Below are 16011 nucleotides of genomic sequence, written 5' to 3' on the forward strand. Positions count from 1 at the left end.
AAATATTATGTCTCAAATTTATAAAACTGCAGTTTCTCTATGTATCTTTGTTTTTTATTTTAAACCTTAAATTTCAAAATCCATTGAAACAAATTGCCTCTATACAAAACCCCTTTATAAAATCTTTAGTTCTTTTGCAAGAAAAAGCCAAAAATCGCAAACAAAGTGGTACTTTTTTGATAGAAGGAAAACGAGAAATTTCGTTGGCACTAAAAGGAGGCTATACCATAGAGTCTGTATTGTTTTATCCCGAAATTTGTTCGCAAACAGAAGCCGAAAAAACAGCCCCAAACACCCCATTGGTAGAAATCAATGCTGCTGTTTTTCAAAAACTTGCCTACCGAGATACAACCGAAGGCATTTTGGCAGTAGCCCAAACAAAACCAATGCAATTGCAGGATTTACAGCTTTCTAAAAACCCATTAATTCTGATAGCAGAAGCTCCAGAAAAACCAGGAAATATTGGCGCATTATTACGTACGGCGGATGCAGCAAACCTCGATGCGGTGATTATTGCCAACCCAAAGAGTGATTTGTATAGCCCAAACATAGTACGTTCTAGCGTGGGTTGTTTGTTTACCAACCAAATTGCAACAGGATCAACCGCTGAGATTATTGCTTTTTTAAAAGACCAAAACATTAATTTTTATTGCGCTACCTTACAAAACGCTACCGCATACCATACACAAGACTACACGACTCCAACTGCCTTGGTGGTAGGTACCGAAGCCACAGGCCTTACCCAAGACTGGCGAGATGCAGCCAATCAAAACATTATTATACCCATGCAGGGCGAAATTGACAGCATGAATGTATCTGTAGCGGCTGCCATCTTGATTTTTGAAGCCAAAAGACAACGCGGTTTTTAAAGAATCCAACCAACTGCTAGGTTTGTTATTCTATTATAAATCAAAATTACTATCGCTAACAAAATTAAAATCCATACTCCATTTATTAAAAAAGCCTCCAAATGAATCTAGAAGAACAAATTGCCAAAGCCGAAACCAGAATATTCAAAACTGTTTTTCCAAATACAACCAACCACTATGACACCTTATTTGGCGGCACAGCCCTATTTATGATGGATGAAGTAGCTTTTATAACTGCCACTCGGTTTACCCGAAAAAGATGCGTAACGGTTTCTTCGGACAAAATTGATTTTACAAAACCCATTCCAGCAGGAACAATTATAGAACTCATAGGCTCTATATCTAGAATTGGAAACACCAGTTTAGATGTTAAAGTAGAAATATTTATAGAGCAAATGTATAGCAATAGCAGAGAAAAAGCCATCTCAGGAAGTTTTACTTTTGTGGCTTTAGACGAGAACAAAAAACCCATCAGAGTGATGGAACAAACAGAATAATACTCCACAGCAATAGATTTAATTTTAAAACAAAAGCGCCTTGTTTAATTGGTAACTTATCCTTATTTTTAGAAAACAAACCACGCCATTATGACCGAAATAGATATAGAGAAAGAAAATAAAGCAATTGCACAGGAGTACAAAGAATTACTTCGGATTAGTTACCAAACCTTAACTACTGAAGACAAAAAATTAATCCGAAAAGCTTTTGATGTAGCCGTAGAGGCACACAAGGACCAACGCCGTAAATCGGGAGAAGCCTACATTTTTCACCCTATTGCGGTAGCCAAAATTGTAGCCTCCGAAATCGGTCTAGGAGCCACCTCTATAGCTGCAGCATTAATGCATGATGTGGTAGAAGACACCCCAACTACCGTTAAAGATATTGAACGCATGTTTAACCCTAAAGTAGCGCAGCTTGTAGAGGGTTTAACCAAAATTTCTTTAGTTCAAAAAGACATGAATGTGTCTATGCAAGCAGAGAATTTTAGAAAAATGCTTTTGACTCTCAATGATGATGTACGGGTTATTTTGATCAAAATTGCAGACCGATTGCACAACATGCAAACCATGGAGTCTATGGCAGACTACAAGCAAGTCAAAATAGCCTCCGAGACTTTATATATTTATGCTCCCCTAGCCCATCGTTTGGGACTATATAACATCAAAACAAAGCTAGAAGACTTGGGTTTAAAATATACCGAACCGGTAGTATATAAAACCATTATTAGCAAAATAAAAGAAACCAAAGAACAACAGGATGCCTATATAAAAGACATCTCAGACGTCATTAAAGCATCCTTAGATATCGAAAGTATCGATTATGTAATTAAAGGCCGTCCAAAATCCATTTATTCTATCCGTAGAAAAATGAAAGCCCAAAATGTAAGTTTTGACGAAGTGTATGACAAATTTGCACTTCGGATTGTTTACAAATCACCACCCAACGAAGAGAAATTTCTTGCCTGGAAAATATACTCCATCGTTACAGACCATTACAGACCAAGCCCTAGTCGTTTAAGAGACTGGATTTCTTCGCCAAAATCTACGGGTTATGAGGCATTGCACATCACTGTAATGGGACCTAAAGGAAGATGGGTAGAAATACAAGTACGTAGTGAGCGCATGGACGAAATAGCAGAGAAAGGCTATGCAGCACATTATAAATACAAAAATGGTGGTAGCGAAGAAAACGGCTTAGATGTTTGGCTCAATTTACTTAAAGAAGCCCTAGAAAACTCTGAGACTAGCGCCGTAGACTTTGTAGAAGATTTTAAAATGAATTTATATTCTAAAGAAATCTACATCTTCACCCCCAAAGGAGACATCAAATCCTTGCCCAAAGGAGCTACATCCCTAGATTTTGCTTTTAGCATTCACTCCGAAATAGGCATCAAAACTCGTGGAACCCGAGTTAACGGCAAGCTGGTGCCCTTAAATCATGAATTAAAAAGCGGAGATCAAGTAGAGATCATTACCTCTGCCAATCAAAAACCTACGATCAACTGGTTGGATTATGTAACTACCTCCCGTGCCAAAAACAAAATTCGGAATGTCTTAAACGAAAACACCAAAAAGATTGCCGAAGAAGGAAAAGAAATTCTTACCCGAAAATTAAAACACCTTAAAATTACCGTTAATGAATCTGTAGTTAATGAGTTGGTTAATTTTTTTCAGCTAAAAACAAGTTTGGATCTCTTTTATCGTGTAGGTGTTGGATCTATAGAAAACCAGCAATTGAAAGATTATGCCGCACAAAAAAGCAATACCCTAATCAATTTCTTTAAAAACAAAATAAAACGTAACGGACCAACTGCAGATTCGGATATACACAAACCCGTATTGAGCAACAAGTTTGACATGCTTGTTTTTGGAAAAGAAGAAGACAAACTAGACTACAAATTCTCTAGTTGTTGCAATCCCATACCTGGAGATCAGGTTTTTGGATTTGTAACTATTAATGAAGGAATTAAAGTACACAAAAAAGACTGTCCTAACGCCATAGCCATGCAATCCAATTATGCCTATCGGATTATGCAAGCAAAATGGATTGACTCCTCCCAACAAGAGTTCAAAGCTACCCTCAACATTACCGGAATGGACACCCTAGGACTCACCAACCAATTAACTAAAGTCATTTCGGGCAACATGAATGTTAATATCCAAAGTATTACTTTAAACGGTGAAGCAGGTTTGTTTAAAGGACAACTTACTGTGGTGGTACAAAACAGTACTCTTTTGAAAAAATTAATAGAAAACATCAAGAAAATTGACGGAATTGACAAAGTAACCAGAGTATACCAAAACTAAACTTGGTATATAAATACAACCCCAAACAGCTCCTAGAAATGGGCTTTTATTATAAGTATAGCCAGAACAGAAAACCGTTTTTGTTTGAAAACGCACAAATTAATCCAGTTATACTTATTTAAACTTGAAAACTATTAAAATAAAAAATTATCTTTGCCAGATATGACACTCATTTCCACAGATAACAACAAAAACCAAGAAATTGTAAAAAATGTTTTTACAATGTATCTTGAAAAAAAAGGCCACAGAAAAACGCCTGAGCGCTATTCTATCCTTCAGGAAATTTACGAAAGTGAAGAGCATTTTGATATAGAAAACCTATATATCAAAATGAAAAACAAAAACTACCGCGTAAGTAGGGCTACACTTTACAACACCATAGAATTATTACTAGACTGTGGCTTAGTTAGAAAGCACCAATTTGGTCAAAACCAAGCCCATTACGAAAAATCCTATTTTGACAAACAACACGATCATATTATAATGACCGATACTGGCGAAGTAATTGAGTTTTGTGACCCCAGAATTCAAACCATCAAAAAAACCATCGAAGAGATTTTTGATGTAGAAATCACCAATCACTCCTTATATTTTTATGGAGTCAAAAAAGGAGTTAAACCCGAAATAAAAATAGAAGAATAATACATTTGTAAGCAAATCCGTATTACAAATCAATTAAAAATATAAAATTAACTATTTGATAGGCAAAACCTATCGCAACAACAAATAATAAATAAGAATGGCTGTAGATTTATTACTAGGATTACAATGGGGAGACGAAGGAAAAGGAAAAATAGTGGATGTACTTACTTCCAATTATGATATTATTGCTCGTTTTCAAGGAGGACCAAATGCAGGACATACGTTAGAATTTGACGGAATAAAACATGTTCTTAGAACCATTCCTTCTGGAATTTTTCATAAAACTGCAGTAAATGTAATTGGTAACGGAGTAGTTATTGATCCTGTGGTTTTTCAAAAAGAAATTGAAGGTCTTGAAAAATTTAATTTAGACATTAAAAGCAAATTAATTATTTCTAGAAAAGCACACTTAATCTTACCTACCCACCGTTTGTTAGATGCCGCTTCGGAGGCTTCAAAAGGCAAAGCAAAAATTGGTTCGACCCTTAAAGGAATTGGCCCTACGTATATGGACAAAACCGGCAGAAACGGAATCCGCGTAGGAGATATTGAACTAGAAGACTTTAAAGAAAGATATAGAGCCCTAGCAGACAAACACCAAGCAATGATTGCGTTTTATGATGTAGCCATTGAGTACAATTTGGAAGAACTAGAGAAAGAATTTTTTGAGTCTATTGAAGAACTTAAAAAATTAGACTTCATTGACAGTGAAGAATACATGCACCAAGCCCAAAAAGCAGGCAAATCTATTCTTTGTGAAGGAGCCCAAGGTTCTTTATTAGATGTAGATTTTGGAACCTATCCATTTGTAACCTCTTCCAACACCACAGCTGCAGGAGCCTGTACCGGATTAGGGATTGCACCCAACAAAATAAAAGAAGTTTACGGAATATTCAAAGCCTATATCACCCGTGTTGGTAGCGGCCCATTTCCAACAGAACTTTTTGACCAAGATGGTACCACTATGGCAAAAGTAGGAAACGAATTTGGCTCCGTAACCGGAAGACAAAGACGTTGTGGTTGGTTAGACCTAGTTGCGCTAAAATATGCCGTTCAGGTAAATGGCGTTACCCAATTAATGATGATGAAAGGAGATGTTCTCTCTGGATTTGAGACCTTAAAAATATGTACCGGATATACCTATAAAGGCCAAGATATTGCACATTTTCCTTACAATATTGAACCCGAAAATGTAACTCCTGTATACAAAGAATTCAAAGGATGGAAAGCAGATTTAACAGGCATGACCACATACCAAGAATTACCAACAGAATTAAAAGAATATATTGAATTTATAGAAAAAGAAGTAGAAGTACCGATCAAAATTGTTTCTGTAGGTCCAGACAGAAAACAAACCATACTTAAATAAATAACACAAACGCTCTGCTATCTCAGAGCGTTTTTTATTTTACACCATTAAAACACATCCAATGTACCATCCAGAAATAAAGATCCAAAACACAGAACTACTCTCCAATAACTGGTATATTTTAAATAAAATAACTTTTGATCTAAAAAAAAATGACAATTCCTGGATTACTCAAAAAAGAGAAGTATACGATCGCGGCAACGGAGCTGCAATTTTGTTGTACAATACCCAGACAAAAACCGTTATTTTGACACGTCAGTTTAGACTACCCACGTTTTTAAACGCAAACAAAAGCGGAATGATGATTGAGGTATGTGCAGGACTCTTAGATCAAGACAACCCCGAACAATGCATCCTTAGAGAAACCGAAGAAGAAACCGGATACCGCCTACAAACAGTGCATAAAATAATGGAAATTTATCCCTCACCCGGAGCCGTTACAGAGATCCTACACTTATTTATAGGCGCCTACGATCCCTCCCAAAAAGTAAGCGAAGGAGGCGGACTAGAACACGAACAAGAAAACATCGAAGTTCTCGAAATGAAATTTGATCAAGCCTATGCCATGATCGCATCCGGCGAAATTCAAGACGCCAAAACAATCATCCTATTACAGCACGCAAAAATACAGGGGTTGCTTTAAATTATTTTAAACCCTTTCTCAAAAATGCAAAAAGAGGGAACTCCTCAGAAATCCCCTCTTTTTCTATACAAACAACACAATAAACCACTTACTTATTTGGCTGTGGTGTCATTCTCAAATAATATTTAATGGCTGTAAATCCTTTTGGAAATTTAGCTGGAATATCTGCGTCTTTTATAGCCGGAGATACTACAACATCTTGGCCATCCTTCCAGTTTGCTGGTGTTGCTACACTATAATTAGCCGTTAATTGCAAACTATCAATTACTCGCAATAACTCCTCAAAATTTCTACCAGTAGAGGCTGGATACGTCAAGGTTAATTTAATTTTTTTGTCAGGACCTATTATAAAAACCGAACGCACCGTAAAGGTTTCGTTCGCCTTTGGATGGATCATGTCATACAAATTGGCAATAGTTTTGTCTGGATCTGCAATGATTGGGTATTGTAGGGTAACGTTTTGTATTTCCTCAATATCCTTGATCCATTTTAGGTGGGACTCCAAGCCATCCACACTTAATGCTATTACTTTGGTATTTCTTTTTACAAATTCAGGATAATAATTTGCGACCATACCCAATTCTGTGGTACAAACCGGAGTAAAATCTGCAGGATGCGAAAACAGCACTCCCCAAGAATCTCCTAACCACTCATGAAAATGTAATTTCCCTAATGTTGTTTCTGCTTCAAAATCTGGAGCAATATCTCCCAAATGTAATGTTGCCATAATGCTTTTTCTTTTTAAATTTCACTAAAATTACTCAAAAAAAGCCACACACCTCCTGACAAAAATCATAAATTAAACCAAAAAAAATCTATTAGATCCATTTTAAAATGCAATACCAAATAAAGAGACTAATAAACGAAATTGGAATTCCAAAACCAATCATCATACTGCTCAAACGGGGTTTTAAACCATGTGAAGATGCCAAAATAGTTGCCGTTATCATGGGTGCCATGGCAGCCTCTAAGATCGCAACCTCTATTGTTTTTGAATGTTGGTTCCAGACCAGCACATACAAAAAATAAATTATAGCCGGAGTAATAATTAATTTATACAAGAGTCCCAGTGCTAAAAATTTCCAATGTTGGCTTTTTGTTTCAAATCGTAATTGCAAACCCACAGAAACTAAGGCCAAAGGCGTGACTCCTTTGCCAGCCAATTTAAATAGCTCTTGGACCCATAACTGAAAATCAAAGCCATAAATATTCATTAAACACGCTATTACAAAAGTAAGAAAAGGAGGGAATACCAGAATTTTTTGGATAATTTGAGCACTACTCTTTTCTTCTTTAGAATATACGGTTGCCACCAAAATACCCAACGTAGACAACACCACAAAAGAGCCTGGTTGATCTACCAGTATTGCGGTTTTTAGGCCTTCTTCTCCATATAATGCTTCAATAATAGGGAAACCCAAAAAAGCCGTATTCCCTAAACCGGCAGTTAAGATCAAACATCCCGTTAGTTTTTTGGACCAACCATATTTTTTTGAAAGCAGCCAAAATAACACAAACGCCCCTACAAAACCGATCCAAGCTACTGCAATGGGATATAGTAATTGGTTGTTCCAATGAATTTTAGGAATATAAAATAAAGAAAGTGCTGGCAAACAAAGGTAAATGACTATTTTATTTAATTGTTTATAGGTATTTGTAGGAAACCAGCTTGATTTTTGTAAAAAAAGCCCCAAAAACAAATAAAAAAATATTAGAACTATAGTAATCATACTAATAAATTGTGTAAGCCTGCAAAAATACCGCTTTAGAATTTAAAAAAACTACTTTTGAATGACAACCTCCGCAAGAAACACCCGCTTTTGGCGGTATTCTAGGCATTATGCTATTACTTTTAAAATAATGCCTCTATATCTACCTTTTGTTTTTTTTGAAATTATTTTGGTTTTAATTACTTTTACTCTTCTAAATCTGTACTTTGAATAATCCCAAAAAACCTTCTTCTGTAGATTCTGCCCAAAAATCAAAATACACTGCCATGGAAAACATTAGCCAAGCCAGTGCTAAAAATGTTCAAAATTTTAGAAAAAAACAGCCCTCCGTTGCCAGCTTAGTTCAAGGCATTCTTTCTGGAAATACCAGCTGTTTGAGTAGAGCAATAACACTCATAGAGAGTACAAACCCAGAGCATGCTCACAAAGCCAACGAAATAATAACTAGCTGTTTAGAAAACACAAAACCCACAATACGCATAGGTATTACTGGAATTCCTGGGGTAGGAAAAAGTACTTTTATTGAATCTTTTGGAAATTATTTAACGCGCTTAGGCAAAAAAGTTGCCGTATTGGCTATAGACCCAAGTAGTAGTCTATCTGGCGGGAGTATTCTTGGGGATAAAACCCGTATGGAAGAATTAGTGAAAAATCCAAATGCCTACGTGCGCCCATCTGCCACTGGAAACACTCTTGGAGGGGTAGCCAGAAAAACACGAGATACCATTGTATTATGCGAGGCCTGTGGGTTTGACATTTTAATTATAGAAACCGTGGGAGTTGGTCAAAATGAAATTGCAGTAGACCGTATGGTAGATTTCTTTTTACTGTTACAAATTGCAGGAGCAGGAGATGCACTACAGGGGATTAAACGAGGGATTATGGAAATGGCCGAAGCTATTCTGATCACCAAAGCAGATGGAGATGGACTAGCAGCTGCACAACTTGCAAAAACAACCTATTGTAAGGCTTTAGGACTTTTTCCGGCCAGAAAATCCGGGTGGATTCCCATTACGGCAACCTGTAGTGCACTAACTCAAGACGGAATTCCGGAGCTGTGGCAAACCATCTGTGCCTATCATATACATACAAAACAAAATGGTTATTTTGAGACCAAAAGAACCGAGCAAAAAGAATATTGGCTGCTCGAGACTATTGACGAACAATTAAAATCCAATTTTTATAACCATCCAAAAATACAGAGCTTATTGGCTGCTACAAAAAAAGCGGTACAAAAAGAAGAAATTTCTCCTTTTGCAGCCGCTCAAATGTTGTTAAATAAATATTTAGAATAATTTATTCTTTTTCGTAACGCTCCATTTCTCTATCATAAAAAGCATTGGCTTGTTCTATTAAACTTTCCATTTCCGTGTTTAATTCGGTTTCGTCCAGGTCTTCTGCTTCTTCTATAAATTCTACCTCATCATCTTTTAGGTTGATAATAAATCTTGGGTAATCTAAATGAATGATGAAAATATCTTCCGGAAAATCCGTGTTATCTCCTAATAAAAATTTTGGTAATTCCATTTTATAATTTGTATTTAATGCTGTTTTAGTATGGGTTGCTGTGGTAGTAAAACCAAAAACAAATTACCGAATAAACTTTTGAAAAAACTATTTGTCTGAAAGAATTATTGGCGCATTGCCTTTACTATTCATAAAAATAATTTTAGTGTTTGCAGATCCTGCCAACTCTTTTTGTGCTTTTATGGACTCGTATTGCAATTGTTTATCGGTTAACCCAGTAGCTATAATGCGTTGGTAGTCCGCAATTCCTTGTGCTTCTACACGTTTGCGCTCTGCTTCTTGTTTTTCTTTTTGCAGTACAAATTGCATTTTTTGTGCATCTTGTTCGGCGTTAATTTTGCTTTCAATGGTTTTTTTGACCGAGGATGGCAAATTGATGTTTCGGATCAATAACTGTTCTAAAACAAGGCCTCGTTTTTTAAAATCTGCTTCAATACTTTTAAAAATTCTGTCCTGAAATTCATTCCTTTTGGTAGAATATAATGCGATTGCATCATAATAAACCGCATTGTCCCGAATCCGAGTTCTGGTTACTGGACGCACAATTTTATCGGTATAATTCACGCCTATTTCTTTAAAAATCTTGGGAGCATCTGTAGCCGAAACTCGATACAGAACCGTCAAATCTATCACTACCTCTAACCCATCATTGGACAAAACCCGAATGGCATCATCGCCTTGTTGGGCACCTTCGGAATGATCTGCAGACATGGTATAATTTAAGGTTTGTATATCAAACTCTGTCACGTCTAATAGCGGATTTATTACATGCAAACCACTCTCTAATATATCTGGTTGTACGTTGCCGTATAGAGCTTTAACGCCTACTGTACCGGCGTCAATTTGTTTGAATAATGCAGACGAAACTCCTACAAATAACAATAAAAAACCTATAATTTTAAAAACGTTTGAAAATTTAGCCAACGGGCTTTGAGGCTTTTTGGAAGCAGTACTTACTACCAAAAAAATTATTCCAAGAAAAACAAATACAAACATAGGCTAGGTTTTAATTATATTAAATTATTTTGTGAAAACGTTTTATAAAAAACGAATTTATTTAACGCTGCTCCACTACTTCGGGATGCATGGCAATTAACTTTTTGGTTAATAGTGTAAAACGAATGTACAAAAATAAAGCGGCCGTTGTTAAACCTGCCAATAGTCCGATCCAGATACCCACGGCCTGTAAGGAGGTGTACATACCCAAATAGATTGAAATAGGAAATCCAACTACCCAATAGGCAATAAAGGTGATGTACATCGGTACTTTAACATCTTGTAGACCACGCAATGCTCCCAAAACGACTACTTGTATTCCGTCTGATATTTGAAAAACTGCCGCTACTAATAACAACTGTGCTGCTATGGCTATTACTTCGGTATTTGCTGCAAGATCCTTCAAATTATGGGTATCTACAAATAAAGCGGGTAATTGTTCTTGGAATACTATAAAAATAATTGCAAAGATGGTTTCTAACAAAATAGCCAACAAAAATATAGAAAAAGCAACGGTGTGTAGTTTTTTATAATCTCCCAACCCTTTCTGGTTGCCTACCCTAATGGTTGCTGCTACACTTAAACCCATGGCAAACATAAAAGTAAACGAAGCCAAACTCAAGGCTATCTGATTGGCGGCCTGATTGGTGATCCCTAATCTGCCTGAGAGCCAAATTGCACCTGTAAATAGAGCTACTTCAAAAAACATTTGCATGGCAGAGGGAGCACCTAGCTTAATTATTTTTAGATTAATTTCTTTTTTTATTTTTTTTAAAGAAAATCCTTCAAAAAAAGGTTGGAATTTTAGTTTGTTTTTCATTTGATAATGGAGGTATCCTAACATCACAAATCGAGAAACAATGGTTCCAATGGCGGCGCCTACAATACCTAATTCTGGAAAAATCCAAATACCATAAATAAACAAATAGTTTAAAATAACATTAATCACATTGCCCAATATGGTTGCCCACATGGCGTATTTTGTTTCACTCATGCCATCTGCAAATTGCTTATAGCCTTGAAAAATTATTAAGGGTATTAACGAAAAAGCTACAATATCTAGATATGGTTTTGCCAATTCTACTACGTTTTCGGGCTGTCCCATGAAGCTAATTAAGGGTTTTGAGAAATAAATCATCCCAAAAAGAACCATGCCTAAAATAGTGCACAAATACAATCCATGATGAAAAGCGCTTCGTCCTTCGGGTATGTTTTTGCTGCCATCTGCTTGTGCTGCCAATGGCGTAATTGCCGTTGAGAAACCAATCCCGAGTGACATGGCAATAAATACAAAACTGTTTCCTAGAGAAACTGCAGCCAATTCTGTAGGTCCTAATTTTCCTACCATTATATTATCTACAATTCCTACAATGGTATGCCCTAACATTCCTAAAATTATAGGATAAGCCAGGCGTAGGTTGTAAGAAAACTCTTTTGTGTAAGTAGCTATATTCAATTTCTTAATTTTTAGAATACAAATATAATTAGAAGCTTTTGAATAGACTATTATATACCCAGTAACCTAATGCTGTATCAAAAATTATTTACCCATTAGAAGACTCTTACCAAATTCCACATCATAGAATTGTATGTTTTGTTTTACAAACGTAACAACCCTACTTAAATCATTCTTTATCGAGTTGGTCCTTATACATTGCAAAATTCATTTTTACTTTATCATCCAATTCCGGTTCTTTAATGTCGGTATATTTTTGCATTTCTTGCCAAATTATTTCGGCAACTATATAGCGTGCCATGTCTTTATCGTCTGACGGAATTATATACCACGGCGCGTTTGGAGTTGCGGTTTTATTAATTGCTTCTTCATAATATTTCATGTAATCGTCCCAGCGTTCTCTTTCTTTCAAATCTCCGGGCGAAAATTTCCAGTGGTGTTCCTCATTTTCTAAACGACGCAACAAACGCTTACGCTGCTCCTCTTTACTCATATGGAAATAAAATTTCATCACTATGGTTCCGTTCTGGACAATGTGTTTTTCAAAATTATTAATTTGTTCCATTCGGTTGTTCCAAAAATCTGCCGTAATTTCACCCACATTTTCAATGCCAGGTAGGTTTTCGTTCAAGATATATTCTGGATGTACTCGAGTTACCAAAACATTTTCGTAATGGGTTCTGTTAAAAATGGCAAATTTTCCTTTTTCGGGCAATGCTACATAGTGCCTCCACAAATAATCGTGCTCTAATTCTGTAGAATTTGGTGTTTTAAAACTACTGACCTCTACCCCACGAGGATTAAATTCTTTAAAAACCTCTCTAATCAAGCTATCCTTTCCGGAGGTATCCATGCCTTGCAAACAGATCAAAACACCATAGCGGTTGTGTGCATACATAACATCTTGTAGGGCACTGAGTTTTTCGCGTACTCCGTCTAATTTATCCTCTTTATCGTTGTCGCTTGCTTTATTGTTTAAGTCGGTGGGAATAGCCGCCAAAGATACCGGAGCAACTACTTTAAATTTTTCTGGATCGATTGTTTTCATAAATCTTTGAAATTATAATTTTAAAGTAAATATAGCATTTTGTGCCGCTAATTTGCCCCTTAGTGAGATCTTATTATAATCCGGAATTGGTATTCAATCCAAAGTAGTTTGTAGATTATTTATGTTTGTTGCTAAAAACACAAGGTACTTCCGGAGGATTTTAGGGTTGGATTTAGTGTTGTTGTTTAGCCGCATAAAAAGAAACTCTCTTTTGTTGCTCCTTAAGAATGGTTTCTTTAAAGGGTTGGGTTATTTTTTCTAACTCTTGTTCTGAAATGTGCAACGCCTTAGGGTCCTGCACCAATTTTAACCAAGGCTTTGGGGCTTCAAAATCATAATTACCAAAAACAAGTACTGGCGTTCCTTTTAGCTTTACAGTTTCGGGATCCGATAGCTCCCATTGCTCTGCCCATTGGTACAAATGTTTCGCATCTTTTTCTTGCAAACGCAAACACGAGTGTGAGGCTGGATAGCATTAAACTTCCTTTTTTTAAGCATACCTTTTGTTATGCTATTGCCCGAAAAAGTTATCTAATTTACACTCTTTATTTTTAAAGAAATTGGTATCGAACGTAAGCGTAAATTTATGGTTTTATTGTCTTTTGAATTTTCGTTACAAAAAAAGAATACGCTAACTTTGTTAATCATCCATACAAATTAAAAAAATGAACCACTTAAAAAATAAAAATGCTCTAATTACGGGTGCCGGAAAAGGTATCGGAAAAGCTATTGCTTTAGCTTTGGCCAAAGAAGGTGTAAATCTAATTTTAGTAGCTAGGACTGCGGAGGATATCGAAAAACTAGCCACCAAGGTGCGCTCTTTGCGTGTCCAAGCTACCGCTATCTGCGCAGATGTAGCCGACATAAATTCTGTTAATAAAGCTGTTACCAAAGCACTAGCCGAATACAAAACTATTGATATTTTGATCAACAATGCCGGAATTGCTGCTTTTGGAAAATTCTTAGAATTGGAACCAACGCAATGGGAACGTATTATTCAAGTAAATTTAATGGGAACCTATTATACTACTCGAGCTGTACTGCCAAGTATGATTGAAAGACAAACCGGAGATATTATCAACATTTCATCTACGGCAGGATTAGCCGGAAACGCAGTAACAAGTGCTTACAGCGCCTCTAAATTTGCCGTTTTGGGCTTAACGGATTCTTTAATGCAAGAGGTAAGAAAACACAACATACGAGTAACGGCAATAACACCAAGTACGGTTGCTACAGATATGGCTAAAGATTTAAAACTAACAGACGGAAATCCAGATTCAGTAATGCAAGCCGAGGATATGGCCGAATTGATTGTTGCTCAATTAAAACTAAATCGTCGTGTGTTTATCAAAAATAGTAGTATCTGGTCCACAAACCCATAAGATTAGTCGTCAGTTAAAAGTGGTAAAGTCAAACGACCAATAAATATAAAAACCATTCAGAGATTCCGTTCAGTAAGCACTACGCTTAATTTACTTAATCTCTTAATGGTTTTAAAAATGCATGTCTTTCATGTTCCCGATCCGTTTGTAAAAGTATTGCGCTAAAGTATTGGTGTTTTACAAAATAGATCCCAAATTTAAGTCAAAGCTTCAATAAAATCTAATCGAACAGTACCATCATCATCAATTCTGGTCAAATGGATTGGGTGTAATGTGTTTACTAATTCTGGATTCCAAGGTGTTTTTACTTTTACATAATTTTCTGTAAATCCATGAATATACCCTTCTTTATTTTCACTTTCAAACAAAACAGTTCTTTTAGTACCTATTTGGCTTTCATAAAATGCACGACGTTTTTTTACGGATAAACTACGCATCATTTTGCTTCGTTTTGCACGTACATTTGCAGGAACGACTCCTTCCATATTTGCCGCTTCGGTGTTGTCTCGCTCGGAATAGGTAAAAACATGTAAATACGAAATATTCATTTCGTTCAAAAAATGATAGGTTTCTAAAAAATGGGCATCCGTCTCTCCCGGAAAACCTACAATAACATCTACGCCAATACAAGCGTGTGGCATTACTTCTTTAATTTTATTAACCCGTTCGGTATAAATTTCGCGCTGGTAACGGCGCTTCATTAATTTTAAAATAGCATTGCTTCCAGATTGCAACGGAATATGAAAATGAGGCACAAAGGTTTTGCTTGTAGACACAAATGCTATGGTTTCGTTTTTTAACAAATTAGGTTCAATAGACGAAATCCGCAAGCGTTCTATTCCTTCAACGGTATCTAGGGCTTGTACTAGATCCAAAAAAGTATGTTCGTGTTTTTTGTTTCCAAATTCGCCTTTTCCATAATCTCCAATATTGACACCCGTGAGCACAATTTCTTTAATATTTTGAGCCGAAATTTCTTTGGCATTCTGCAAAACATTCTCCAAGGCATCGCTTCTCGAAATTCCTCTTGCCAGAGGTATTGTACAATACGTACATTTATAATCACATCCGTCTTGCACTTTCAAAAAAGCACGGGTTCTATCTCCTATAGAATAGCTCCCTACATAAAAATCCGCATCTGCAATTTCGCAAGAGTGTATCTCTGGGTGGTCATTTTTGCTTAAATCATTAATATAATCTATAATTTTAAACTTCTCGGTGGCACCCAATACAAGGTCTACACCATCAACGGCAACCAACTCTTCTGGTTTTAATTGTGCATAACAACCCACCGCCGCAATAAATGCGTTTTGGTTTAATTTCAGGGCTTTTTTGACCACTTGTTTGAACTGTTTGTCTGCATTTTCAGTAACGGAGCACGTATTGATCACGTACATATCGGCTACATCTTCAAAACCAACACGATCAAAACCTTCTTCTTCAAAATCTCGAGCAATGGTAGCTGTTTCAGAAAAATTTAATTTGCATCCAAGCGTATAAAAGGCAACTTTTTTTTTGTTTTCCATAGGGATAAACTACGTT

General features: G+C 36.2%; 16 protein-coding genes. 8 read left to right on the forward strand and 8 right to left on the reverse strand.

Annotation, left to right across the window (positions count from 1 at the left end):
- Window positions 1–83 precede the first annotated feature (83 nt).
- From LB076_RS13425 to nudK, 6 genes are all read left to right on the forward strand, one after another.
- The gene (locus tag LB076_RS13425; protein WP_066332754.1) at window positions 84–869 is read left to right on the forward strand and encodes a TrmH family RNA methyltransferase; all 786 of its coding nucleotides are present in this window, start codon (window positions 84–86) and stop codon (window positions 867–869) included.
- A 101-nt stretch (window positions 870–970) separates the two neighbouring features.
- A complete protein-coding gene (locus tag LB076_RS13430) occupies window positions 971–1366 on the forward strand; it encodes an acyl-CoA thioesterase (protein ID WP_066332486.1) in 396 nt (131 codons plus the stop codon).
- A 90-nt stretch (window positions 1367–1456) separates the two neighbouring features.
- A complete protein-coding gene (locus tag LB076_RS13435) occupies window positions 1457–3676 on the forward strand; it encodes a RelA/SpoT family protein (RefSeq protein WP_066332488.1) in 2220 nt (739 codons plus the stop codon).
- Window positions 3677–3838: 162 nt separating this feature from the next.
- Window positions 3839–4318, forward strand: a complete 480-nt coding sequence (locus LB076_RS13440) for a Fur family transcriptional regulator (RefSeq protein ID WP_066332498.1) — start codon at window positions 3839–3841, stop codon at window positions 4316–4318.
- A 97-nt stretch (window positions 4319–4415) separates the two neighbouring features.
- Window positions 4416–5687: an adenylosuccinate synthase gene (locus LB076_RS13445; RefSeq protein ID WP_066332504.1), complete on the forward strand. Its 1272-nt coding sequence runs from the start codon at window positions 4416–4418 to the stop codon at window positions 5685–5687.
- Window positions 5688–5748: 61 nt separating this feature from the next.
- Window positions 5749–6330, forward strand: a complete 582-nt coding sequence (gene nudK / locus LB076_RS13450) for a GDP-mannose pyrophosphatase NudK (protein ID WP_066332506.1) — start codon at window positions 5749–5751, stop codon at window positions 6328–6330.
- A gap of 88 nt (window positions 6331–6418) precedes the next feature.
- On the opposite strand, the gene LB076_RS13455 is transcribed toward nudK, so the two are convergent.
- Window positions 6419–7057, reverse strand: a complete 639-nt coding sequence (locus LB076_RS13455; protein WP_066332508.1) for a peroxiredoxin — start codon at window positions 7055–7057, stop codon at window positions 6419–6421.
- 91 nt (window positions 7058–7148) lie between these two features.
- Entirely contained in the window at window positions 7149–8060 is a 912-nt protein-coding gene (locus LB076_RS13460) for an AEC family transporter (protein ID WP_066332512.1), read from the reverse strand.
- A gap of 206 nt (window positions 8061–8266) precedes the next feature.
- Here LB076_RS13460 and meaB point away from each other — a divergent pair, with 206 nt between their 5' ends.
- Window positions 8267–9355 carry a methylmalonyl Co-A mutase-associated GTPase MeaB gene (gene meaB / locus LB076_RS13465; protein ID WP_066332513.1) on the forward strand — a complete coding sequence of 363 codons (1089 nt, stop codon included), beginning with the start codon at window positions 8267–8269 and terminating at the stop codon, window positions 9353–9355.
- Between the two features lies 1 nt (window position 9356).
- Here meaB and LB076_RS13470 read toward each other — a convergent pair whose 3' ends face one another.
- The 5 genes from LB076_RS13470 to LB076_RS13490 all read right to left on the reverse strand — a co-directional run bounded on the left by LB076_RS13470 (window position 9357) and on the right by LB076_RS13490 (window position 13532).
- The gene (locus tag LB076_RS13470) at window positions 9357–9587 is read right to left on the reverse strand and encodes a hypothetical protein (protein WP_066332516.1); all 231 of its coding nucleotides are present in this window, start codon (window positions 9585–9587) and stop codon (window positions 9357–9359) included.
- A gap of 87 nt (window positions 9588–9674) precedes the next feature.
- The gene (locus LB076_RS13475) at window positions 9675–10583 is read right to left on the reverse strand and encodes a prohibitin family protein (RefSeq protein ID WP_066332518.1); all 909 of its coding nucleotides are present in this window, start codon (window positions 10581–10583) and stop codon (window positions 9675–9677) included.
- 61 nt (window positions 10584–10644) lie between these two features.
- Complete coding sequence (locus LB076_RS13480) at window positions 10645–12039, reverse strand: MATE family efflux transporter (RefSeq protein WP_066332519.1); 1395 nt, start codon at window positions 12037–12039, stop codon at window positions 10645–10647.
- Window positions 12040–12208: 169 nt separating this feature from the next.
- On the reverse strand, window positions 12209–13087 hold the full coding sequence (locus LB076_RS13485; protein WP_066332520.1) for a PPK2 family polyphosphate kinase: 879 nt from the start codon (window positions 13085–13087) through the stop codon (window positions 12209–12211).
- A gap of 172 nt (window positions 13088–13259) precedes the next feature.
- Window positions 13260–13532: a hypothetical protein gene (locus tag LB076_RS13490; protein ID WP_066332521.1), complete on the reverse strand. Its 273-nt coding sequence runs from the start codon at window positions 13530–13532 to the stop codon at window positions 13260–13262.
- Between the two features lie 220 nt (window positions 13533–13752).
- On the opposite strand from LB076_RS13490, the gene LB076_RS13495 reads away from it, so the two are divergent.
- Window positions 13753–14469: a 3-ketoacyl-ACP reductase gene (locus tag LB076_RS13495; RefSeq protein WP_066332522.1), complete on the forward strand. Its 717-nt coding sequence runs from the start codon at window positions 13753–13755 to the stop codon at window positions 14467–14469.
- Window positions 14470–14666: 197 nt separating this feature from the next.
- On the opposite strand, the gene mtaB is transcribed toward LB076_RS13495, so the two are convergent.
- Entirely contained in the window at window positions 14667–15995 is a 1329-nt protein-coding gene (mtaB, locus tag LB076_RS13500) for a tRNA (N(6)-L-threonylcarbamoyladenosine(37)-C(2))-methylthiotransferase MtaB (RefSeq protein WP_066332527.1), read from the reverse strand.
- Window positions 15996–16011: the final 16 nt, after the last annotated feature.

It is taken from the genome of Flavobacterium crassostreae, assembly GCF_001831475.1.
GTDB lineage: Bacteria > Bacteroidota > Bacteroidia > Flavobacteriales > Flavobacteriaceae > Flavobacterium > Flavobacterium crassostreae.